Below are 21,587 nucleotides of genomic sequence, written 5' to 3'. Positions count from 1 at the left end.
CGCTCGGCGGGCGTCGAAAACGTAGGAGTATACGGGCAAATACTGGATGGATGCACACTATTGAAAGTGAGTTTGCAGTCATACATGAAGACTGCGCGGCAAACGGTCGCGATATACCCCCTCAATCGATGGGACTGGTAGAATCGCCGCCGGTTCACACGAGGTTTTTCCATGCACGATCCCCACAGCGAACGCATGAGCAGCGGCGAGACACGCGCAGCAAGCGGTCTGGCTCTTGTGTTCGCCTTCCGTATGCTGGGCATGTTCATGGTGTTGCCGGTGCTGGCGACCTATGGGATGGATCTGGCAGGCGCGACCCCGGCCCTCATCGGGTTGGCGATTGGCGCGTACGGCCTGACCCAGGCGATTTTCCAGATCCCGTTCGGGGTCATTTCCGACCGCATAGGCCGGCGTCCCGTCATCTACCTGGGCTTGATTGTCTTCGCCCTGGGCAGTGTGCTGGCGGCCAATGCCGATTCGATCTGGGGCGTGATCGCCGGACGCATCCTGCAAGGCGCCGGGGCGATTTCCGCAGCCGTCATGGCTTTGCTGTCGGACCTGACCCGCGAACAGCATCGGACCAAGGCCATGGCCATGATCGGCATGACGATCGGTCTGTCGTTCGCCGTCGCCATGGTCGTCGGGCCGTTGCTGACCCGCGCCTTTGGCTTGTCGGGGCTGTTTCTGGTCACGGGGGCGATGGCGCTGGTGGGCATCCTGATCGTGGCGTTCATGGTGCCGCGCTCCACCGGGCCGTTGCAGCACCGCGAATCAGGGGTGGCTCGCCAGGCGCTGATGCCGACGCTCAAGCACCCGGACCTGCTGCGTCTGGACCTGGGCATCTTCGTGCTCCACGCCATGTTGATGTCCAGCTTCGTTGCCTTGCCGCTGGCGCTGGTGGAGAAGGCCGGCCTGCCCAAGGAGCAGCACTGGTGGGTTTACCTGACTGCGCTGCTGATTTCGTTTTTCGCCATGATTCCGTTCATCATCTACGGCGAGAAGCGACGCAAAATGAAACGAGTTTTGCTCGGCGCCGTCGTGACGCTGATGCTCACTGAGCTATTCTTCTGGCAGTTCGGCGACAGCCTGCGGGCCCTGGTGATCGGCACAGTGGTGTTCTTCACCGCGTTCAATCTGCTGGAGGCGTCGCTGCCGTCGCTGATCAGCAAGGTTTCACCGGCGGGTGGCAAGGGCACGGCGATGGGGGTTTACTCCACCAGCCAGTTCCTCGGTTCGGCGTTGGGCGGGATCCTCGGCGGCTGGTTGTTCCAGCATGGCGGTTTGTCGGTTGTGTTCCTGGGATGCGCCGCGCTGGCTGCACTTTGGCTGGTCTTTGCTGTTACCATGCGCGAACCTCCGTATGTGACGAGCCTGCGCTTGCCGTTGTCGCCCGAAGCCATCCGCGAAGCAGGCCTGACCGAGCGCCTTAAGGCCGTCGTTGGAGTAACCGATGCAGTGGTGGTCGCCGACGAAGCGGCCGTTTATATCAAACTGGACACCGAATTATTGGATCGCGCGACGCTCGAGCGCCTGGTGAACAACCCGGCCCCGACCACGTGCGAAGCCTAGGAGAACGTTATGGCCCGTGGGGTTAACAAAGTCATATTGGTCGGTACTTGCGGCCAGGATCCCGAAGTTCGCTACCTGCCCAATGGCAACGCTGTGACCAACCTGAGTCTGGCGACCAGCGAACAGTGGACCGACAAGCAGACCGGCCAGAAGGTCGAGAAGACCGAATGGCACCGCGTGTCGATGTTCGGCAAGGTGGCCGAAATCGCCGGCGAATACCTGCGCAAGGGTTCGCAGGTGTACATCGAAGGCAAGCTGCAGACCCGCGAGTGGGAAAAAGACGGCATCAAGCGCTACACCACCGAAATCGTGGTCGACATGCAAGGCACCATGCAACTGCTGGGCGGTCGTCCACAGGGTGACCAGCAGCAAGGTGGCAACAACTACCAGCAGGCTGCTCCGCGTCAGCAAGCACCTCGCCCGCAGTCGGCGCCTCAGCCACAGCGTGAACGTCCAGCGGCTCCGCAACAGGCCGCGCCGCAACCGGCTCCGGATTTCGACAGCTTTGATGACGATATTCCGTTCTAAAGCCGCTGGAAGCTCCAGGCAGCGAGCTTCAAGCTAAAAACAAAACCGCGCTTCGGTTTACGAGGCGCGGTTTTTTTTTAGCCTTGAATTTGCCGCTTGGGGCATCACTCAGTGGCGGGCAGCCAAAAACTGTTCAGTGCTCACCACATCCGCATAGGCAAAACCCAGGGCCGACATGAAGGCCGCATGTACTTGAGCCGCCGGGACGACGAGCCCATTGAATTCCAGATCGCGGCTGGCACAAGCATCGTGAATCACCGTGACCTCATAGCCCATGTCCGCCGCCGCTCGGGCGACCCCGTCGATGCACATGTGGCTCATGCTGCCGACGATCACCAGGTGCTTAATGTCGTGGCGGTCAAGGATGGCTTGCAATTGGGTTTCGCGAAACGAGTTGACGAAGTGCTTGAGCACCACCGGTTCGTCGGTGCGGTTGAGCACTTTGGGATGCAGTTGCGCACCTTCAGAGCCTGGGGTGAAGAACGGTGCGGAATCGGAGGTGAATTCGTGACGGATGTGCACCACCTGATCCGCGGCCTGGCGAAAGGCTTCGATCAGTCTGGCGGCGTTATCGGCGGCCGCTTCGGCACCGACCAATGGCCATTTTCCCTGGGGGAAGTAGTCGTTCTGGATATCGACTACGATGAGCGCTTGCTTGGACATAAGGCTTCCTCGATCAGTGGGGTCTGAAGCCAGTATTGGCTCATGCCACCGGTTTCAGAATGGGCCGTAACGACAATAAGCGAGGGAAAACTGACAATGACGCAGCAAAGGGCAGTCGCTGAGCTCGGGGTGCTCATCTACCCCGGCGCGCAACTGGCGGCGGTGCATGGCTTGACCGATCTGTTCGCCGTGGCGCAGCGGATTGCCGACGAGCAAGCCAGTTCTCAGTTGCCGCGCCTGCGGGTCAGTCATTGGCGAGCGCAGGAGGGAGAAGTGCCGACCCGGGTGTTCGAGAGTTTCGCCGGTCCTCAGGGCAGACTGGTTGCGCTGCTGATTCCACCGTCCATCGCCGGTTTCAGTGAGGGGCTGGTGTCGCAGGCGCTGATGACCTGGTTGCGAGCGCGGCATGCCGACGGCACGGTGCTGGGTGGGGTGTGTGTCGGTTCGATGCTGTTGGCCGAAAGCGGCCTGCTCGATGGGCGCAGCGCCACGACCCACTGGACCTCGGCCAAGACCTTTGCCGCGCGTTATCCGAAGATCAAGCTCGACGCTGATAAACCCATCGTCGACGATGGCGACCTGATTACCACGGCCGGGCTGATGGCCTGGTCAGAGCTGGGGCTACGACTGGTGGACCGCCTGCTCGGCCCCAGCATCGCCACGCGCACGGCGCAGTTTCTGGTGATCGAACACAGCGACAGCGCCAGCCAATGTGGCAGTAACTTTGCGCCCATCCTCGGACACGGTGACGCGGCCATTCTCAAGGTCCAGCACTGGTTGCAAGGCAGCGGCGCAGTGGACGTTTCCCTCGGCGCCATGGCCGAACAGGCCGGGCTGGAGGAACGCACCTTCCTGCGCAGGTTTCGCGCCGCCACCGGGCTCAAGCCCACCGAATACTGTCAGCACTTGCGCGTCGGCAAGGCCCGGGAAATGCTGGAGTTCACCAATGGCACCATCGACCACATTGCCTGGACGGTGGGTTATCAGGACCCGGGGGCTTTTCGTACGACGTTCAAGAAAATTACTGGGTTGGCGCCCAGTGATTATCGGGCGAGGTTTGGGGTCAGCCCGATGAATGCGCCAAAGTAGTCATCGATCTCTTCGCCACCGTCGCAGTCGTCGTGCAATTTGCCGGATGTCCTCAGGGTGTCGTGCAGAATGAAACAGGCCCGGTGCTATCAATCCTCCCTCAGACGCCCGTTTCGTTGCTCGTCCTGGCTCGCAACACCGTTGGCCTGATCTCTGCACCCCTTTATCTAAAGCCATCGAGCGCAGTTAAAAGGGCACCGCATGACGACGGTCAATCGTAACAAACTGGTAGTGGACCATTCGATCAACCCCCACGCGCCGCTTCATGAAGTCGAAACCAATCGGGCGCTGGCCCGTTGGCTGGCGCAGATTCTCGGCCTTGAATACGGCGGCAGTTATGACCAACAGCATCATGCTGGCCATGATCTGTACTTGCTGCCCACGCAAACCGTCATAGGTGCCGAAGCCGCCCTGCGCTTGGGCGTCAAAGGGCCGGAGGATCTATGGGGCGGTTACGTCGAGCATGATTTTATCTGCACCAAGGCAATCACCCACGGTCTGCTGAGCAGGCACGCGGTCGCGCCCTTGGGCTGGTCACCGCTGTTTGCCAAGTTGACCCGGGGGGCGGTGCTCGATGGCGTGACGGTATTTGCGCTCCAGGACGCGCGCCAGGCGGCCGAGCACCTGCTGTACACCGGAGCGATCCGCTTCAAGCCTATCCATGCCTGTGCCGGACGCGATCAGCGGGTGATCAAGAGTCTGGCGCAATTCGATGAAATCGCCGCCGGCCCCGAGGCTCAAGCGCTGTTTCGCGACGGTGTGGTGCTTGAGCAGAACCTCGAACAGGTCAAGACCCAAAGCGTCGGCCAGAGCTTCATCAACGGCAAGGTCTTGAGCTATTGCGGTGTGCAACATCTGACGCGGGACAGTGAAGGGCTGGAGGTTTACGGCGGCTCGGACCTGTTGGCGGTGCAGGGCGGCTATATTGAATTGCTCAAGCTTGAGCTGCCCGACGATGTGCGTGAGGCGGTGCGGTTGGCGCAGGTGTTTGACGATGCCGCCAATCAGGCTTTTCCAACGTTCTTTGCCTCGCGGCGCAACTACGACATCGCCCAGGGCATTGACGTCAGTGGTCAGCCTCGCGGTGGTGTGCTGGAGCAGTCATGGCGCATGGGCGGCGCCAGCAGTGCTGAGCTCGCGGCGTTGCAGGCGTTCATTGAGGATCCTACGTCCAGCGCGGTCCGTGTGTCCTCGGTGGAGACCTACACTGACCAGCCCCTGCCTCCTGGGGCCAGGGAGGTCTATCGCGGCCCCGCGCACAATGGTGACTTTCTTCTTAAATACGTAACGGTTCATTCCTATGACGGCTAGAAGCGAAACCATTCAGATCGAGATCGACGACGAATACATGAACGGCACCTTTCTGAGCCCTAAATCCAAGGTTCCAGGGGTGTTGTTCGTCCACGGTTGGGGCGGTAGCCAGGAGCGTGACCTGGAGCGCGCCAAAGGCATTGCCGGCCTGGGTTGCGTCTGTCTGACCTTTGACTTGCGCGGGCATACCGGCGGGGCGGGCATTCCGTTATCCCGGGTAACCCGGGAAGACAACTTGCGGGATTTGCTCACCGCCTATGACCGGCTGCTCGCCCATCCAGCCTTGGACACCTCGGCGATCGCCGTGGTGGGCACCAGCTACGGCGGTTACCTGGCGGCGATCCTGACGTTGCTGCGGCCAGTGCGCTGGCTGGCTTTACGAGTGCCGGCGCTGTATCGCGACGAGCAATGGCACACGCCCAAGCGTGACCTGGACAAGACTGACCTGCTGGATTATCGCAGTACCCTGGTGCACGCCGACACCAACCGCGCCTTGCACGCATGCTCGCAGTTCACCGGTGATGTGTTGCTGGTGGAGTCGGAGACCGACGACCATGTGCCCCACGCGACGATCATGAGCTACCGAGCGGCGTGCCAGCAGACCCATTCGCTGACGCACCGGATCATCGACGGCGCCGACCATGCCTTGAGCGACCCAGTGTCCCAACAGGCCTACACCTCAATCCTGGTGGACTGGATCACCGAGATGGTAGTGGGTGAGCGGTTGAGCATTATTCAGGCGCGGTGATTGCGTTGTGTTCATGCGGCCCTTATCGCGAGCAGGCTCGCTCCCACAGGAGATCTTTGGTGGACAGGAATCCTATGTTCGCCGCAGATCAATTGTGGGAGCGAGCCTGCTCGCGAAGAGGCCCGCTCAGACAACCCATAACTCAGAACCCTGTCACTTAGGCCCCGGCTTGACCCGCAATGCCTTGGCCTTCGCCTCGATCACCAGGTACATCACCACCGTGATCAACAACGGCAAGATGAAGTAGATCGCTCGATAGGCAATCAGCCCCGCCAGCAGGCTGCCACGAGAAACCTCGTGCTGCAGCAGGGCAATGAACACCGCCTCCAGCACCCCCAATCCCGCCGGAATGTGCGTGATGACCCCGGCAATGCTGCTGATCATCAGCACCCCGAGCACCACCGGATAATCCAGCTTGCCCGGCAGCAGGGTGAAGATCACCGCCGCCATCAGCGACCAGTTCAACGCCCCCAGCGCCAGTTGCAGCCCCGCCATGCGCAGCGACGGCAGGTTGATTTCCATGCCGCGGATGGTCCAGGCCCGACGTTTGGAAAACCGACAGGCCACCAGATAACCGGCACTGATGCACAGCAGCAGCACGCCCACGCCTTGCAGCGCAGTGCTGCTCAGTTTCCACCCCGGCGGCATCGTTACCAGGCCACTGCTGAACACCACCCCGGCCAACGTCATGTAGCCAAACCAGTTCGTGGCCAGGCTCAGGCCGAGGATCTTGGCGATGTTCCCGTTGCTGACCCCCAGCCGTGAATACAGCCGGTAGCGCATGGCGATGCCGCCGACCCAGGCACTGAGGTTCAGATTGAAGGCGTAGCTGATCACCCCCACCGGCAATATCTGCCGCCAGCCCAGTTTCTGCCGTATGTAGGTGCGGCCGATCAGGTCGTAGCAAGCGTAAGTGATGAAACTGGTAACGGTGAGCGCAGCGGCAATGAGCAACGTGCGCAGTTTGAAGTCCGCCAGGGTCGCGAACACTTCGGCCCAGTCAATGCGCCGGGCCAGGGCAGTGAACAACACGATCAGCAACAGGAAGAAGGCCAGGGTCAGTGGGCGTTTCCAGCGGCTCCAGCGTGATTTGGGTTTGCTGTGTTCGGCCGCGTGGGCATCAGATGCGTGGGCATCACTTGGCGCCGTGTGCGCGTCAGAGTGGTTCATGGGGTTCGCTCCGAACCGCCGTGGGCGGCGAAAAAGGTTTCAGGCGCGGCTTATGGGCTGGCAGCCAGCCGGCCCAGGCCGGAAAGTGGCGCAGGAAGTGAAACACCATGAAGCCGATGGTCATGCGCCACAGCAGGCCCCGAGGGGCAGGGTTGGCCGGCATGACGGTGCAATGGTTGCGGCTCAGATCATCGAGGCGCTCGAACAATTCACGGTTGAAGGCCCGGTCGCGGATCAGCACATTGGCTTCCAGGTTCAGGGACAGGCTCAGGGGGTCGAGGTTACTTGAGCCCACCGTGCTCCAGTCCTCATCCACCAAGGCGACTTTGCCGTGCAACGGCCGTTCGCAATACTCGTAGATCACCACGCCGGCCTTGAGCAGATAGTTGTACAGCATCCGCGCTGCGAGCTTGGCGATCATCATGTCCGGCTGGCCCTGCAGGATCAGTCGTACTTCCACGCCACGCCGCGCGGCATTGCGGATCTCGCGCAGCAGCCGGAAACCGGGGAAGAAATAGGCATTGGCAATGACCACGCGTCGCTGGGCGCTGCGCAATACTTGCAGGTACACCTCTTCGATGTCGGTCTGATGCTCATGGTTGTCGCGATAGACCAGCCGCACCTGACCGTCATGATCGTTGAAGGCCAACTCGTTGCGGCGGCTGCGGCGGCGTTGCCACCAATATTTGGCCCGGCTGGGCCGACCGCTCTGCAACAGCGCGAAGTGATGGATATCCACCACCGCCGGTCCTTTGACCTCCACGGAATAATCCTGCTTGGCCTCGGGACCGAAGTCGCCCAGATGGTCTGCGGAAAAATTGATCCCGCCGATAAACGCGATCACACCGTCCACCACGACGATCTTGCGGTGCAGGCGCCGGAACCAGTTGGTGCGGATGCCCAGGTGCCGGGGCGCGGGATCGAATATCTGCAAACGCACCCCGGCGTCGCTCAATGTCGCCAGAAATTCCGGGGTCAGCTCGCCGCAGCCAAAACCGTCCAGGCTGACGGTGATGCGCACGCCACGTCCGGCCGCGTCCACCAACAGGTCCCGTAGTTCGATACCGACTTTGTCCTCGAACAGAATGAAGGTCTCAAGGAGGATTTCCTTTTCGGCCCGGCGTATGGCCTCAAAGACCCTGGGAAAATATTCCTCGCCGTTCTCCAACAGCGTGACCCGGTTATTGCCGTGCCAACCGTACTCGATGTCCACCAGCGCCGGATTGCGCTCGGTCGGCGGAACCTCTACCTGTTCCACCGTCGCCTTGTTCATAGTCGCGCTCATAATTCGATCTCCACCGAAAGCGGTGCATGGTCGGAAAGGTGAGACCAGGGGCGTACGTTCAATACCTTGGGATGACGGGCCTTGAGGTTGCGCACGTAGATGCGGTCCAGACGCAGGACCGGCAGGCGCGCCGGAAAGCTGCGGGCCGGCTTGCCCCATTGCTCGGCGAACACCTCCCGCAGGCCGCTGGGTTCAAGCAGCTCGCTGGCTTTGCCGCGCCAGTCATTGAAATCCCCGGCGACGATGACCGGCGCCTCGGGCGGCAGTTCGCTCAAACGCTGGCAAAGCAGTTTCAATTGCTCGACACGATGCCCCTCGCGCAACCCCAGATGCACGCAGATGGCGTGGATTTCCCGCTCATCGCCGCCCGGCAGACGCAGCACGCTGTGGAGCATGCCGCGGCTTTCATGGCCGCTGATAGACACGTCCAGGTTGTCGTGGCGAATGATCTGGAATTTGGACAGCAATGCGTTGCCATGGTCCCCCGCCGGGTACACCGCGTTGCGCCCGTAGGCGAACTGTGGCCAGAGGCTATCGGCGAGGAATTCGTATTGCGGCATGCTCGGCCAGTTGGAATAGCGCTGCGGGTGGTGCTCGTGGGTGCCGTGGACTTCCTGCAAGAACACCACGTCGGCGGACACACTGCGCACCGCCTCGCGCAGTTCCGGGAGGATGAAGCGCCGGTTCAGGGCGGTGAAACCTTTATGGGTGTTGACCGTCAGGACGGTGAAGCGATTGATCCGGTCGAGGTCTTGCGTCCGTTCCTGGGTTGGATCGCGGGTCGTTTCGGTGAACTCCGGGATGCTCATGGCAATACCCCCTCGGCCGGGCGCTCGCCGGGCGTGGTGGCCAGGTCCTTGTCCAGGTCGAAGTGCTCCAACAAGTGACGCGCGTCATAGGGCGCACGGACTTTGATGTCATTGTCGAAATAGCAGAACACCTCCCGGCTCTTGCGGGCGCGGGGTTTCTTTTTCGGGTCGATCAAATGGGCATCGCGCGGTTGTGTGCCGTGGCTCCAGGCCTCGATCCGCTCGCCCCAGCGTTTCAAGGCCGCATCGGTGTAGCCGCTGGCGTATAGCTCCTCGGCTCCGTGCAGGCGCAAGTACACGAAGTCGCTGGTAACGTCTTCGCGATACGGCCATTTTCCCGCAGTGTCAGCGATCACCAGTGCCACGTCGTAGCGTTTGAGCAAGGTGATGAAGTGTGGATCGATAAAGCTTTCATGACGGATCTCCACCGCGTGACGCAGCGGCCGCTTCTTGTCGGCCTGGGTGCTGGCGTGGCCGTTCAGGCGCGGTTCGTGCTCCCGGGCCAGGGCGGCGGCATCTTCGGTGTTGTGGGGCAGTTGCTTGAGAAAGTCTTCGAACAACTCGGGATCGAATTTGAAACTGGGAGGAAACTGCCAGAGGATCGCGCCGAGTTTCTCCTTGAGCTCCAGCACGCCGGAAGCGAAGAAATTGGCCAACGGCTTGTGAATGTCCCGAAGACGTCTGATGTGGGTGATGAAACGCGGCGCCTTGACGCTGAAGACGAAGCCGGGCGGGGTCTCGGCGTACCACTGGGCATACCGTTCGGGGCGTTGCAGGGCGTAGAACGATCCATTGATTTCGATGCTGTTGACCGCTCGCGAGGCGAATTGCAATTCCCGTTTCTGGGTCAGCCCCTTGGGGTAGAAATCCCCCCGCCAAGGCGTATAACGCCAACCGGAAATGCCAATGTGGATCGCCGTCATGTGTCCCTCCCGTGCCAATGACCTCGTACCGCCTGTGTCTTTTGATGACTGTCGCGCGGGGTAGAAAGTTTCGATGGAGTTACCGATGGTGAGGGCAGGTGAAGTCCTGCAGTCTTGTTCGCTGTGTTTCAGTAGTTGCTGAATGGGCCCCCAGCGCAGATCAAATGTGGGAGCGAGCCTGCTCGCGATGAGGTCCGTCCAGACACCCTCAACTTCTCTGGATCAGCTTGTTCCTTACCTCAGTCATGCCCTGCGCATCCAGCTCCAGCCACACATGCTGTTTGCCCGCGATCTGCGCCGCCGCCGGCAGGCCATCGCGATACACCAGCCGATTGCTCGCCAGCGCCGGTACTTTCGCTCCCGGCAACAAGGTGCCGGCCAGGTTCAGCGGGTCGACACCGCACACCGCGACCAGGGCGCCGTCGCTGGGGCGGCGGCGCACTTCCCGCAGCAATGGAATGGCTTCGGGCAGGGCGAATTGCTCGCCCGCCAGGCCGCTGACAAAACGTCCGCCACGAATCTCTCCCCGCGCCTCCAGGCGATGAAACGTGCGCAGTAACTCGCGCCAGCTCGGCAACCAATCCGCCTCCCGCTCCAACAGGCGCCAGAACACCACGCCATAACGGCGCAGCAAGGTCATGGCGATGTGTTCGAGGGTGTCGGGCGGTATCGCCGTTGGCCGGTTTCCTTCCTCGGGCACTGGGGCGCTACGGCGTAACAAGGCCCAGCGCCCGGCATCGTCCATGCCGCCAACGAATGCCCCGCGCCCGCGCCGACTGCTGCGCGCCTGGCGCTTACTGGCAGGGGTGATCAACGCGCGCAACCCGGCGAAGCTGTCGGCATTCACCAGCCCGGCGCCTACCAGTTCCTGTAGCGCGATTTCCAGTTCGCTGCGCAGCAAGTGCGCCTCGTGCAACAACTCATCGAAAAACAGCGCGCCGTGTTCGCTGAGGGCCTTATGGACTTTTTGCGTCTTGGGTGACAGCTCGCTGGGTGGGGTCTGTTCAGTCAGGCTGCTCCAGAGGGCGACCTGATTGCGCGGCAGCAACACAATCGGCGTGCTGCGCAAGGCGCTGGAAGATGGCTTCTGACGAGCGCTCAGGCGCGTCCACACCAGCTTGCCGCTGCGGCACAGCTCATCGAGCCAGCTCGGGGAATAGTCCTTGATCCGCGCCGGCAACAGGTCACTGTCCCACGCCGAGGCGGCGGCCGGATAGCCTTCGAACTGACTGATGATCGACGGCAGCACCGCGTTGCCCCGGCCTTGGGTGGACGGCGACAGATGCTGCCAGTCGAACAGGAACCGCATGAAATCCTGCAACATCACCGGCTCGATTTCCCGGCGCAGGCGCTTGACGGTGTAGCGGTGGATACGCGCCAGCAAATGCCGCTCGCACCATTCTTCCTGTCCGCTGCCGGGGGTGAATCGGCCACGCAGCACGTAGCCTTGCTGTTCCAGTTGCGCCAGGGCCTGGGTGATGGGCGGGGGCGTTAGCCCCAGCGGGTAGGCGATGGCCTCCAGCGGCAGTGGACCAAAGGCGCTGAGCCGCGCGCGCAGTACCTCCACCATGGCCTCATCGCGGTCCCAGGGTTCATCGAAACCCGCCAGCGGCGTCAGCGGCGGTCGCCATTGAGCCTGTGGATAAATGGCTTGCAGACACGTCAGCCGTTCCAGCGCCACCCACACACCTCGTTCGGTGCTGATCTGTACATGACTGGCGCGGCCGCGCTCGGCCAGGGCCTGCAGCCAGTCCAGCCACGACGGCTGAGCACCTGCCTCGCTGTCGGCGATGCAGGCCAGGCTCATCAGTGCTTCGTGCATTTCATCGAGGTTGGTGGGGGCCGGCCAGGCTTCGTCCCGTACCGCCTGGATGGCGTCGGCGTCGAGTGCACCGAGGTCGTCGGTAGACTGCGGGTCGCTCCAGCGCCGGTTGATCACCGCTTGAGTGCGGCGTTCTTCCAGCGGGGCGTCGTCGAGAAAGGTGTAGGGCCGGGCGCTGAGGATTTCCGCCGCCAGGGGCGAGGGCGCCGGCAGATCGCGGCTGATCAGACGAACCTCGCCGGCTTCCATGCGCCGCAACAGCGTCAGCCAGCCTTCGCTGTCCATGGCTTCGTGCAGGCAGTCGTCGAGGGTCTGTTCCACCAGTGGGTGATTGGGGATTTCCCGTTCGCCGGCGAGGTTCTCCAGGCAGGCGATCTGGTCCGGGAATACGCTGGCGATCAGGTCTTCGCTTTTCATGCGCTGGATCTGCGGAGCGACTTTGCGTCCGCCCGAATAGCGCGGCAAGGCCAGGGCGACACTGGCATTCCAGCGCCAGCGCACGCCGAACAGCGGCGCATCCAGCACTGCCTGGATCAATATCTGTTCGGCGCTATGGCTATTGAGATAGCGCCAGACCTCGTCCAGCTCGAAGCTGTGGCTGGTGGACAGCGACAGCACGATCGCGTCTTCGCTGGCGGCGGCCTGCAATTCGAAATTGAAGGTGCGGCAGAAACGCTTGCGCAGGGCCAGGCCCCAGGCGCGGTTGATGCGGCTGCCGAACGGCGTATGGATGATCAGTTGCGTGCCGCCGGACTCGTCGAAAAAACGTTCCATCACCAGTGTGTCCTGGGACGGCAGGGCGCCGAAGGCCAGGCGTGCCGGGGCCAGATAGTCCACCAGTTGTTCGGCACTGGCCAGGTTCAGTTGCAAGGTGCCGGTCAGCCAGTCGAGGGCCGGTTGCAAGTTGCCCGGCGTGGCACCGAGCAGTTGGTCCAGTTGGGCTTGCAGGCGGGCTACCGCCAGGGACAACTCGGCGCTGCGGCCAGGGGCTTCGCCAAGCCAGAACGGAATGGTCGGCGGCTGGCCCTGGGCGTCCTCGACCCGCACCCGACCGGTCTCCACGCGAATGATGCGGTAAGAGGTATTGCCCAGTTGGAACACGTCGCCGGCAATGCTCTCCACGGCGAAGTCTTCGTTGACGCTGCCGATGTTCAATCCTTGGGGTTCGAGCAGCACGCTGTAGTCGGCGTTGTCCGGGATGGTGCCGCCGCTGGTCACGGCGGTCAGCTTGCTGCCCCGGCGCCCGCGCAGGGTGCGGGTGACGGCGTCGCGATGCAGGTACGCACTGCGCACGCCCTGACGACCATTGAGGCCCTCGGCGAGCATGTGCAGCAGCGCCTGATAGTGGCCGTCGTCCAGCTCGGCATAGGGCGCGGCGCGGCGAAAGGTTTCCAGCAGCGCCTGTTCCGGCCATTCCTGGCAACTGACCTCGGCGACGATCTGCTGGGCCAGCACATCCAGTGGCGCCTTGGGAATGTGCAGAATGTCCAGCTCGCCACGGCGCACGCAATCGAGCAGGGCGACGCATTCGATCAAGTCGTCGCGGGTGGTGGCGAACAGGCGTCCCTTGGGCGTGCCGCCAACCTGATGGCCCGAGCGGCCGACCCGTTGCAAAAACGCCGAGATCGACCGCGGCGAGGCGATCTGACACACCAGGTCGACGTCGCCGATATCGATGCCCAGTTCCAGGGACGCGGTGGCGATCAACACCTGCAACTCGCCGCGCTTGAGCCGTTGTTCGGCGTCGAGGCGAAACTCCTTGGCCAGGCTGCCGTGGTGGGCGGCCACGGCGTGCTTGCCCAGGCGTTCGCTCAAATGACGGCTCAGGCGTTCGGCCAGTCGCCGGGTGTTGACGAAAATCAGGGTGGTGCGGTGTTCCCGGGCCAGTTCGGCGAGGCGGTTGTAGACCAGTTCCCAAACATCATTGGCCATCACCGCCGAGAGCGGCACGGGTGGCACTTCTATGTCCAGGTCCCGGGGGCGGGCGTGGCCGATGTCGACGATTTCACAGCTGCGCCCCTGGCCAACGAGAAAACGCGACACCGCTTCGATGGGTTTTTGCGTGGCGGACAGACCGATGCGCATCAGCGGTTCGGCGCACAGCGCTTGCAAACGCTCCAGGCTCAGGGCCAGGTGACTGCCACGTTTGCTGGCGGCGATGGCGTGGATCTCGTCGACAATGACGGTGCGGGTGCTGGCGAGCATTTGCCGGCCGGAATCGGAGCCGAGCAGCACGTAAAGCGATTCGGGGGTGGTCACCAGAATGTGCGGCGCGGTCTTGCGCATCGCTGTGCGGTCTTTTTGTGGCGTGTCTCCGGTGCGCACGGCGGTGGTGATGTGCAACGGCGGCAGGCCCATCTTCCGCAATTGTTCGGTAATGCCGGCCAGTGGGTTTTGCAGGTTGATCTGGATGTCGTTGCTCAGTGCCTTGAGCGGCGAGACGTAGACCACCAGGGTCTGGTCCGGCAGACCGCCCTGTTCCAGGCCTCGGTGTACCAGGTCATCCAGTACGGCAAGAAATGCCGTCAGGGTCTTGCCCGATCCCGTGGGCGCAGCCACCAGGGTCGAACGGCGCTGCCCGATCAACGGCCAGGCCCGGGCCTGAGCGGCCGTGACCGCCGGGAATGTCTGGCTGAACCAGGCGCGAACGGCGGGATGAAAGCCTGCCATGGCGTGGTCGGCTGGGAAGGGCAGATTCATGTGGGCAGTTATGCGGGTGGGATGGGGAAGATGCAAGTACCTCTGAGCGATGCCTGGCCTGGGAGGGCCTCATCGCGAGCAGGCTCGCTCCCACCGCATTCTTTCTGAAGAGACTCGCTCCATTGTGGGAGCGAGCCTGCTCGCGATAGAGCCTGTGAACCTTACACAAATACCGGATCTGCACTTTACGGATGACGGTTGCGCACTAAACCCGCAAAATGCAACGATTCCGACAACGCCTGCGGGCGTTGTCGACCCAATTCTTTTGCCAACAGACCGGGCCTGCTGACTTTATGCGAATGCGCCTTATGTTACTGGGCGGCGGAAATGCCCTTGGGCAGGCGCTGATTCGCCTCGGTGCGGAAGAAGACATCGGTTTTCTTGCCCCCCGCCCCCCCGAAGACGGCTGGGATGCCGCGAGCCTGACGCAGCTGCTGGACGACACTCGACCGGACGCCTTGATCAACCTGGCGTACTACTTCGACTGGTTCCAGGCTGAGACCGTCAGCGAGCAGCGCCTGGCCAGCCAGGAGCGCGCCGTCGAGCGGCTGGCCGAGCTGTGCCAGCATCACAACATCATTTTGCTGCAACCGTCGAGCTATCGCGTGTTTGATGGATCCCGCGCTACGGCGTACAGCGAAAAGGACGAACCTGTGCCCTTGGGGCTGCGCGGGCAGGCGTTGTGGCGGATTGAGCAGAGCGTGCGCGCCACCTGTCCACAACATGTGCTGTTGCGTTTCGGCTGGCTGCTGGACGACAGCGCCGACGGCATCCTGGGACGTTTCCTGGCCCGGGCCGAACAACCCGAAGACTTGCTGTTGGCCGACGACCGTCGGGGCAATCCGACGCCGGTGGACGACGCGGCGCGGGTGATCATCTCGGTGCTCAAGCAACTCGATTGCGCCGCGCCGTTGTGGGGCACCTACCACTATGCCGGGCATGAGGCGACCACGCCGCTGGCGCTGGGGCAGGCGATCCTCACCGAAGCCCGGGCCCTGCATCCCCTGGCAATCGAATCGCCTACTCCCCAGGCACACGCCGCACGGCCGGACGCCGCGGAAGAACCGCAGCATGCGGTGCTGGCCTGCAAGAAAATTCTGCACACGTTCGGGATCAAGCCCCGCGCCTGGCGCGCTGCACTCCCGGGCTTACTGGATAGGTTTTATCGTCATGGCTGAAGGTCCTGTTTTAATCACCGGCGGCGCTGGTTTCATTGGTTCGCACCTGACCGACGCCTTGCTTGCCAAGGGCCATTCGGTGCGCATCCTCGATGACCTGTCCACCGGCAAGCGCAGTAACCTGCCGCTGGACAACCCTCTGGTTGAACTGATCGAAGGCGACGTGGCCAATGCGGCGCTGGTAGCCCGGGCCGTGGCCGGTTGCAGCGCCGTGGCGCACCTGGCAGCGGTGGCTTCGGTGCAGGCCTCGGTGGACGACCCGGTGCGTACGCACCAGAGCAATTTCATCGGCACCCTCAATGTCTGCGAAGCCATGCGCCAGGCCGGGGTGAAGCGGGTGCTGTTCGCCTCCAGCGCAGCGGTCTATGGCAACAACGGCGAAGGTGAGTCCATCGACGAAGACACGCCCAAGGCTCCGCTCACGCCATATGCTTCGGACAAGCTGGCCAGCGAGTTCTACCTGGACTTCTACCGCCGCCAGCACGCACTGGAGCCGGTGGTGTTCCGCTTCTTCAACATCTACGGCCCGCGCCAGGATCCGTCCTCGCCCTATTCCGGGGTCATCAGCATCTTCAGCGAACGGGCACAGAAAGGCCTGCCGATCACGGTGTTCGGCGACGGCGAGCAGACCCGGGATTTTGTCTACGTCGAAGATCTGGTGGACCTGTTGGTGCAGGCTATCGAAACACCTGAGGTGCAAGTGGGCGCGGTGAACGTCGGCTGGAACCAGGCCACGACCCTCAAGCAATTGCTCCAGGCCCTGGCCACGGTGGTGGGCGATCTGCCGCCGATCAGCTACGGCCCGGCGCGCTCCGGCGACATCCGCCATTCCCGGGCTGACAATCGCCGGCTGTTGGAGCGCTTCAGCTTTCCACAACAGACGCCGATGAGCGTGGGGCTGGCGCGGCTGCTGGGACGCTGAATCCTACGCCACCAAAAACTGTGGGAGCGAGCCTGCTCGCGATAGCGGTTTGTCAGCTGGCATCAATGCCGGCTGATCCAACGCAATCGCGAGCAGGCTCGCTCCCACAGGTTTTTTCTTACTCTCAAGAATGAGTTAGAACTTGTAACCCAACCCCACCATGTAGATCCAAGGGTCCACATCGACATTCACCTTGGCCCGGGTACCGCTGGCCACGGCGTTGTTGTCCACATAGGCGGTGGTGTCGATGTCGATGTAGCGAATCTGGCCGTTGACCATGATGTTGTCGGTCAGCATGTAGTCGGCGCCCACTTGCCACGCCATGCCCCAACTGTTGCTCGCCCGGAAGTTGCTGAAGCCGTTGGCGCTGGCTTCGCTGCCGACGTGTTCATCGTAGATCCAGGTGTAGTTGATGCCGGCGCCGACGTAAGGCTGGAAGGCCGACGTGGCGTCGAGCGGGTAGTAGACCAGGCTCAGGGTTGGCGGCAGGTGCTTGAGGGTACCGAGCTTGTTGTTGGCCGCACCCAGGGCGGTGCCTTTGATCTTCACATCGTGCTCGAACGGCGATGCGGCCAGCAGTTCGATGCCCAGGTTGTTGGTGATCATGTAGGCGAAGTTCAGGCCCAGCTGTGTGTCGCTGCTCATGGTTGCCTTGCCGCCCAGGTCGGCGCCGGCCAGCGGGCCACGATCGACCTTGACGCTGGAACTGTCGGCTTCCGGGTTGACGGTGATGGCGCCGGCGCGAACGATGATGTCGCCAGCGGTATGAGCCTGGGCGAGCGGGGAGGCGAGCGCGAGGGCCACGAGGGAAGCGCTGAGCAGAGACTTTTGCATGGGAGCTCCAGAGGGCATCTAAAATTGATGTCTCATGGTACGCAGCGCTCTAGGGCGGTCTTTTGACTCAGCTCAATGAGTCTGGGTCTATTAATTGACTCAGCTCAATAAAATGATGATGAGGAAATCTTGAGGGCCCCATCGCGAGCAGGCTCGCTCCCACATTGGACCGGATTCCTTCTGAAGCAACTCGGTCAACTGTGGGAGCGAGCCTGCTCGCGATAGCTATTCCATTGCCAACACATCACCACCAGATTCACTCCGGCAGCTCATACACATAAATCTTCTCAGCCGCCATCTGATACCCGGCATCGGCCAGTTCACTGGTGGACGGCTTGACCTGCATCGGCCCTTCGACCCAGTACGGCTGGTACAACTCGTCGAGCTTGACCCCGATTTCACTTTTCACATGCACGATCTGATTCGACGGCGGTGGCGGTACGTGGATGCAAGCGCCGAAATACGGCACCAGCAAAAAGTCCGTGGTGCGGCCTTCTTCGCTGACTTCCAGCGGCACGATGTAACCCGGCAAACGAATCTGCTGGCCGTCGAGTTCCTTGACCACCGGCGCGTTGGGCAGATCCTGCTTGGCCGCGGGGGCCGCTTCGGCGGCCAGGGCATCGCTCATCTGCGACAGGTCGTGCAGCGGCGTCATGTTCGGCACTTCCGGCGGTGCGTCCGGCGGGATCATTTCCTGCCACGACAAGTCCCTCGGTTCGGCCGCCCACAGCGGTAGGGCGACCGTCATCAACAGCGCAAGCAAAGCGCGGGGCATCTTCAACGTCCTCATAAACGGATCGACAGGCCATCGGCCAACGATTGGCGATAGGCGCGCCAGGCCGGCACGCTGCCCATCAGTAGAGCGGCGACCAGAATGCCAGCCATCAGCGTCCATTCATATTCGCTCGGCCAGGCCAAGGGCAGATACAACCCATAGGCCGACTGCACATAACCCTGCGCGGCGGCGATGCCGATGTACAGCAGGGCCAGCCCGGCGGCGACCCCGGCCAGCGCCAGGGCGAAGGCTTCGAGCACCAGCAGGGTCGCGATGTGCCACGGCCGCGCGCCCACCGAGCGCAGGATCGCCATCTCCCGCCGCCGCTCGTTGAGGCTGGTGAGAATCGCCGTGAGCATGCCGATCAGACCGGTCAGCACCACGAACAGCGAAATCACGAACAAGGCTTTTTCCGCCGTGCCCATCAGGCTCCATAACTCCTGCAACGCCACGCCGGGCAGGATCGCCAGCAACGGCTCGCCGCGAAACTCGTTGATCTCGCGCTGCAGGGCGAAGGTGGAAATCTTGCTGTTGAGGCCAAGCATGAACGCTGTGATCGCCTTGGGCGTCAGGTCCATGTTGCGGGCCTGGTCGGCGCTGATGCGGCCCTTGCCCTGGGCCGGCACACCGTTTTTCCAGTCGATGTGGATCGCTTCCATGCCGCCGAGGCTGATGTGCAGCGTGCGGTCTACCGGGGTGCCGGTGCGCTTGAGAATACCGACCACGGTGAAGGGCTTGTCATCGTGCTTGACCAGGCTGACCACCGCCACGCCGTGGGCCAGCACCAGTTTGTCGCCCAGCTTGTAATGCAGCGCCTCGGCCACTTCGGCGCCGAGCACCACTTCGAATGGATCGGTGGCGAAGGCGCGGCCCTCGGCCAGCGCCAGGTGTTGCCGGCGACCGTATTGGTAATGCTCGAAGTAGGCCTCGGTCGTGCCCATCACCCGGTAGCCGCGATGGGAATCGCCCAGGGACATGGGGATCGCCCACTTCACTTTCGGGTTGCTGGCGAACTGCTCGAAGCTGTCCCAGCGGATGTTGTTGGTGGCGTTGCCGATGCGAAACACCGAATACAGCAGCAGGTTCACCGAACCCGAGCGGGCACCGACGATCAGGTCGGTGCCACTGATGGTGCTGGCGAAACTGGCCCGCGCCTCGGTGCGTACCCGCTCTACCGCCAGCAGCAGGCACACCGAAAGGGCAATGGCGAATGCGGTGAGGATCGCGGTGAAACGGCGGTTCGCCAGGCTGGCCATGGCAAGACGGAACAAATACATCTCAGACCTCGAGTGGCGTGGCGGCGCGATTGAGATCGGCCAGCGAGAGGTTGCGGTCGAACAGCGGCGCCAGGCTCTGGTCATGGCTGACGAACAGCAGGCTCGATCCAGCCTCGCGGCATTCAGCGAACAGCAGCCGCAGGAAGTTTTCCCGGGCGTCGTAGTCCAGTGCCGAGGTGGGTTCGTCGGCGATCACCAGTTCCGGCTGGCCGATCAATGCCCGGGCGGCTGCTACCCGTTGCTGCTGGCCGATGGACAGCGAGTCGGCGCGGCGCCCAAGCAGATTCGTGTCGGTCAGGCCCAAGTGCGCCAGCAGCGTGGCAGCAGCTTGATCGACGCTGCCGTGACGCTGGATCGCCCGTTGCGCACGCAGTTTCGAGAAGTGACAGGGCAGTTCAGCGTTCTCGCGCACCGAGAGAAACGGCAGCAGGTTGAATTGCTGGAAGATGTAGCCGGTGTGGTCGACGCGAAAGCGGTCGCGGGCCCCGGCGCCCAGTTCGGTGAGTTCCTGGCCGAGCAGGCGAATGCTGCCCCGGTCCGGTGTCTGCACACCGCCCAGCAGCCCCAGCAGCGTGGTCTTGCCGCTGCCGCTGGGGCCTTTGAGAAACAGCGTCTCTCCCGCCTCCAGGCGAAACGCCGGGATATCCAGCAAGGGTGGATGTCCGGGCCAACTGAAGCCCAGGTCGGACAGTTCGATGAGTGCTTGAGTCATGTTTGCGGGTTCAAAAGATGAATACCTGTGGGAATACCGGTGGGAGCAAAGCTTGCTCGCGATGAGGCCGTCACATTCAACTTGGGTGTCGACAATCGAACCGCCATCGCGAGCAAGCTTTGCTCCCACCAGGCTCGCTCCCACATTGGTTTTGCGGTCAATCAGAATTTCAGGGTGGGTGCCTTGGCCGTCACTTCCACGCCTTGCTGGCCGCTCGGGCTGATCAGTTGTACCTGAATTTTCTGAGTGGCCGGGAAGGTTTTGAACAGGGTCGCCAGGTCCAGGTTTTTCAACGCGCCCGGGGTGGCGCAGGTGAACTGGTAGTGGGCATGGATTTCACTGTGTTCGCCGTGGTGTTCGTCGCCATGCTCATCTTCGTCGTGGTCATCGTGGTCCGGTTCATCGCCAAACAGCGGACTCTCCAGTTCCTGCTGGGCCACGGTGCATTTGGCGGCGTCGGGCAGGCTGAACAGCGCCAGCGGCTTGTCCAGTTGCGCACGCACGGCGGCGACCTTGGCCTTGTCGGCATCGCTGGTGGCGGCGTGTTCGAAGCCCACCAGGTTCATCGCCGGGCTTTCCAGCTCCAGTTCCAGGGTCTGGCCGTCCAGCGCGGCATTCAGCCGGCCGACACCGTGTTCATGGGCGCCGAGGCTGCCGTGCTCGTGATCATGATCGTGGTCATGCTCGACCGCCGCATGGGCGACAGCCAAGGGCAGCAGGGCGAACGGCAGGGCGAGAAGCAGACGGCGCATGACGAGTCTCCAGATAAAATGAGTTTTCTGTTATGTAATCTTATAACGAAAGTGCGCAGAGTTTGACCGGCTGCTTGGCGTCGCGCAAGGCCCATGGGAGCATGGGCACATGAAATTTTCAGGAGCACGGTAATGTTGCGGATACGCGGAACCGTCGGTGATTGGCCGGTGGACTTGTCGATCGACATGGATGAGGGCGACTGGGCGCAGCTCGGCGCGCAGTTGCAAACGGTCAGGCCCGATAACACGGCGACGGCTGCGGCCAGGCCGGCCAACCAGGACGATGCCTTGTGGCAGATCGCCAGGGAATTGCTGCGCAAGGCCGGGCAACTGAGCGGTCCGGACCTGCTGGAACAGCTCGAAGGCCTGACCGGCAGCGCCCCGGCCGGCAAACGCCTGTTAGTGCGCTTGCGCCATAGTCCGGACGTGAAAGTCATCAGCGGCGGCGATACACCGCTCTACAGTTGGCACGCAGATTGAGCCGCAAGCCCCAAGCTGAAACGAATCGCCGCTTGCAGCT

General features: G+C 62.6%; 19 protein-coding genes. 8 read left to right on the top strand and 11 right to left on the bottom strand.

What is annotated here, in order from left to right; genetic code table 11:
• The first annotated feature begins 171 nt into the window (after positions 1-171).
• Both PSH91_RS23750 and PSH91_RS23745 read left to right on the top strand, forming a co-directional pair.
• Entirely contained in the window at positions 172-1,569 is a 1,398-nt protein-coding gene (locus tag PSH91_RS23750; protein WP_047229767.1) for an MFS transporter, read from the top strand.
• 9 nt (positions 1,570-1,578) lie between these two features.
• A complete protein-coding gene (locus tag PSH91_RS23745; protein ID WP_047229766.1) occupies positions 1,579-2,097 on the top strand; it encodes a single-stranded DNA-binding protein in 519 nt (172 codons plus the stop codon).
• A gap of 108 nt (positions 2,098-2,205) precedes the next feature.
• Here PSH91_RS23745 and PSH91_RS23740 read toward each other — a convergent pair whose 3' ends face one another.
• Positions 2,206-2,760 carry a cysteine hydrolase family protein gene (locus PSH91_RS23740; protein WP_139049050.1) on the bottom strand — a complete coding sequence of 185 codons (555 nt, stop codon included), beginning with the start codon at positions 2,758-2,760 and terminating at the stop codon, positions 2,206-2,208.
• A 96-nt stretch (positions 2,761-2,856) separates the two neighbouring features.
• Here PSH91_RS23740 and PSH91_RS23735 point away from each other — a divergent pair, with 96 nt between their 5' ends.
• The 3 genes from PSH91_RS23735 (at position 2,857) to PSH91_RS23725 (ending at position 5,908) form a co-directional block, all read left to right on the top strand.
• A complete protein-coding gene (locus tag PSH91_RS23735; RefSeq protein WP_173406491.1) occupies positions 2,857-3,849 on the top strand; it encodes a GlxA family transcriptional regulator in 993 nt (330 codons plus the stop codon).
• Between the two features lie 201 nt (positions 3,850-4,050).
• Positions 4,051-5,160, top strand: a complete 1,110-nt coding sequence (locus PSH91_RS23730) for a DUF3182 family protein (RefSeq protein ID WP_305466870.1) — start codon at positions 4,051-4,053, stop codon at positions 5,158-5,160.
• Positions 5,150-5,908 (top strand): S9 family peptidase, encoded by a 759-nt coding sequence (locus PSH91_RS23725; protein ID WP_047229762.1) that lies wholly within the window; start codon positions 5,150-5,152, stop codon positions 5,906-5,908. The genes PSH91_RS23730 and PSH91_RS23725 overlap by 11 nt, the downstream gene beginning before the upstream one ends.
• Before the next feature lie 153 nt (positions 5,909-6,061).
• Here PSH91_RS23725 and PSH91_RS23720 read toward each other — a convergent pair whose 3' ends face one another.
• From PSH91_RS23720 to PSH91_RS23700, 5 genes are all read right to left on the bottom strand, one after another.
• On the bottom strand, positions 6,062-7,078 hold the full coding sequence (locus PSH91_RS23720) for a lysylphosphatidylglycerol synthase domain-containing protein (protein ID WP_160893667.1): 1,017 nt from the start codon (positions 7,076-7,078) through the stop codon (positions 6,062-6,064).
• Complete coding sequence (gene clsB / locus PSH91_RS23715; RefSeq protein WP_047229760.1) at positions 7,065-8,363, bottom strand: cardiolipin synthase ClsB; 1,299 nt, start codon at positions 8,361-8,363, stop codon at positions 7,065-7,067. Before clsB ends, PSH91_RS23720 begins: the two co-directional genes overlap by 14 nt.
• Positions 8,360-9,172, bottom strand: a complete 813-nt coding sequence (locus PSH91_RS23710) for an endonuclease/exonuclease/phosphatase family protein (RefSeq protein ID WP_076383448.1) — start codon at positions 9,170-9,172, stop codon at positions 8,360-8,362. Before PSH91_RS23710 ends, clsB begins: the two co-directional genes overlap by 4 nt.
• Positions 9,169-10,095, bottom strand: coding sequence for a DUF72 domain-containing protein (locus PSH91_RS23705; RefSeq protein WP_047229758.1), 927 nt, complete (start codon positions 10,093-10,095; stop codon positions 9,169-9,171). The genes PSH91_RS23710 and PSH91_RS23705 overlap by 4 nt, the downstream gene beginning before the upstream one ends.
• A gap of 208 nt (positions 10,096-10,303) precedes the next feature.
• Positions 10,304-14,617, bottom strand: coding sequence for a DEAD/DEAH box helicase (locus tag PSH91_RS23700; protein WP_305466869.1), 4,314 nt, complete (start codon positions 14,615-14,617; stop codon positions 10,304-10,306).
• Between the two features lie 293 nt (positions 14,618-14,910).
• On the opposite strand from PSH91_RS23700, the gene PSH91_RS23695 reads away from it, so the two are divergent.
• On the top strand, positions 14,911-15,795 hold the full coding sequence (locus tag PSH91_RS23695; RefSeq protein ID WP_076386543.1) for a sugar nucleotide-binding protein: 885 nt from the start codon (positions 14,911-14,913) through the stop codon (positions 15,793-15,795).
• Positions 15,788-16,717, top strand: coding sequence for an NAD-dependent epimerase/dehydratase family protein (locus tag PSH91_RS23690; RefSeq protein WP_076383450.1), 930 nt, complete (start codon positions 15,788-15,790; stop codon positions 16,715-16,717). The genes PSH91_RS23695 and PSH91_RS23690 overlap by 8 nt, the downstream gene beginning before the upstream one ends.
• Before the next feature lie 135 nt (positions 16,718-16,852).
• On the opposite strand, the gene PSH91_RS23685 is transcribed toward PSH91_RS23690, so the two are convergent.
• The 5 genes from PSH91_RS23685 to PSH91_RS23665 all read right to left on the bottom strand — a co-directional run bounded on the left by PSH91_RS23685 (position 16,853) and on the right by PSH91_RS23665 (position 21,067).
• Positions 16,853-17,551 carry an OmpW family protein gene (locus PSH91_RS23685; RefSeq protein WP_107321784.1) on the bottom strand — a complete coding sequence of 233 codons (699 nt, stop codon included), beginning with the start codon at positions 17,549-17,551 and terminating at the stop codon, positions 16,853-16,855.
• A 256-nt stretch (positions 17,552-17,807) separates the two neighbouring features.
• Positions 17,808-18,326 carry a DUF3299 domain-containing protein gene (locus tag PSH91_RS23680; protein ID WP_047229754.1) on the bottom strand — a complete coding sequence of 173 codons (519 nt, stop codon included), beginning with the start codon at positions 18,324-18,326 and terminating at the stop codon, positions 17,808-17,810.
• A gap of 11 nt (positions 18,327-18,337) precedes the next feature.
• Positions 18,338-19,603: an ABC transporter permease gene (locus tag PSH91_RS23675; RefSeq protein WP_092394810.1), complete on the bottom strand. Its 1,266-nt coding sequence runs from the start codon at positions 19,601-19,603 to the stop codon at positions 18,338-18,340.
• A gap of 1 nt (position 19,604) precedes the next feature.
• Entirely contained in the window at positions 19,605-20,315 is a 711-nt protein-coding gene (locus tag PSH91_RS23670; RefSeq protein ID WP_305466868.1) for an ABC transporter ATP-binding protein, read from the bottom strand.
• A 161-nt stretch (positions 20,316-20,476) separates the two neighbouring features.
• On the bottom strand, positions 20,477-21,067 hold the full coding sequence (locus PSH91_RS23665) for a DUF2796 domain-containing protein (RefSeq protein WP_305466867.1): 591 nt from the start codon (positions 21,065-21,067) through the stop codon (positions 20,477-20,479).
• A gap of 132 nt (positions 21,068-21,199) precedes the next feature.
• Between PSH91_RS23665 and PSH91_RS23660 the strand changes: the two genes are divergently transcribed.
• Entirely contained in the window at positions 21,200-21,547 is a 348-nt protein-coding gene (locus tag PSH91_RS23660; RefSeq protein WP_047229750.1) for a hypothetical protein, read from the top strand.
• Positions 21,548-21,587: the final 40 nt, after the last annotated feature.

It is taken from the genome of Pseudomonas sp. FP1154, assembly GCF_030687245.1.
Classification (GTDB): domain Bacteria; phylum Pseudomonadota; class Gammaproteobacteria; order Pseudomonadales; family Pseudomonadaceae; genus Aquipseudomonas; species Aquipseudomonas rhizophila.
The sequence above is the reverse complement of the archived record's forward strand: the minus strand, read 5'-3'. Positions and strand labels throughout refer to the sequence as shown.

Excerpts from the sequence above, each read along its gene's own strand:
- PSH91_RS23750 (WP_047229767.1), top strand. The coding sequence starts at position 172 with ATGCACGATCCCCACAGCGAACGCATGAGCAGCGGCGAGACACGCGCA.
- PSH91_RS23745 (WP_047229766.1), top strand. The coding sequence starts at position 1,579 with ATGGCCCGTGGGGTTAACAAAGTCATATTGGTCGGTACTTGCGGCCAG.
- PSH91_RS23740 (WP_139049050.1), bottom strand. The coding sequence starts at position 2,760 with ATGTCCAAGCAAGCGCTCATCGTAGTCGATATCCAGAACGACTACTTC.
- PSH91_RS23735 (WP_173406491.1), top strand. The coding sequence starts at position 2,857 with ATGACGCAGCAAAGGGCAGTCGCTGAGCTCGGGGTGCTCATCTACCCC.
- PSH91_RS23730 (WP_305466870.1), top strand. The coding sequence starts at position 4,051 with ATGACGACGGTCAATCGTAACAAACTGGTAGTGGACCATTCGATCAAC.
- PSH91_RS23725 (WP_047229762.1), top strand. The coding sequence starts at position 5,150 with ATGACGGCTAGAAGCGAAACCATTCAGATCGAGATCGACGACGAATAC.
- PSH91_RS23720 (WP_160893667.1), bottom strand. The coding sequence starts at position 7,078 with ATGAACCACTCTGACGCGCACACGGCGCCAAGTGATGCCCACGCATCT.
- clsB (WP_047229760.1), bottom strand. The coding sequence starts at position 8,363 with ATGAGCGCGACTATGAACAAGGCGACGGTGGAACAGGTAGAGGTTCCG.
- PSH91_RS23710 (WP_076383448.1), bottom strand. The coding sequence starts at position 9,172 with ATGAGCATCCCGGAGTTCACCGAAACGACCCGCGATCCAACCCAGGAA.
- PSH91_RS23705 (WP_047229758.1), bottom strand. The coding sequence starts at position 10,095 with ATGACGGCGATCCACATTGGCATTTCCGGTTGGCGTTATACGCCTTGG.
- PSH91_RS23700 (WP_305466869.1), bottom strand. The coding sequence starts at position 14,617 with ATGAATCTGCCCTTCCCAGCCGACCACGCCATGGCAGGCTTTCATCCC.
- PSH91_RS23695 (WP_076386543.1), top strand. The coding sequence starts at position 14,911 with ATGCGAATGCGCCTTATGTTACTGGGCGGCGGAAATGCCCTTGGGCAG.
- PSH91_RS23690 (WP_076383450.1), top strand. The coding sequence starts at position 15,788 with ATGGCTGAAGGTCCTGTTTTAATCACCGGCGGCGCTGGTTTCATTGGT.
- PSH91_RS23685 (WP_107321784.1), bottom strand. The coding sequence starts at position 17,551 with ATGCAAAAGTCTCTGCTCAGCGCTTCCCTCGTGGCCCTCGCGCTCGCC.
- PSH91_RS23680 (WP_047229754.1), bottom strand. The coding sequence starts at position 18,326 with ATGCCCCGCGCTTTGCTTGCGCTGTTGATGACGGTCGCCCTACCGCTG.
- PSH91_RS23675 (WP_092394810.1), bottom strand. The coding sequence starts at position 19,603 with ATGTATTTGTTCCGTCTTGCCATGGCCAGCCTGGCGAACCGCCGTTTC.
- PSH91_RS23670 (WP_305466868.1), bottom strand. The coding sequence starts at position 20,315 with ATGACTCAAGCACTCATCGAACTGTCCGACCTGGGCTTCAGTTGGCCC.
- PSH91_RS23665 (WP_305466867.1), bottom strand. The coding sequence starts at position 21,067 with ATGCGCCGTCTGCTTCTCGCCCTGCCGTTCGCCCTGCTGCCCTTGGCT.
- PSH91_RS23660 (WP_047229750.1), top strand. The coding sequence starts at position 21,200 with ATGTTGCGGATACGCGGAACCGTCGGTGATTGGCCGGTGGACTTGTCG.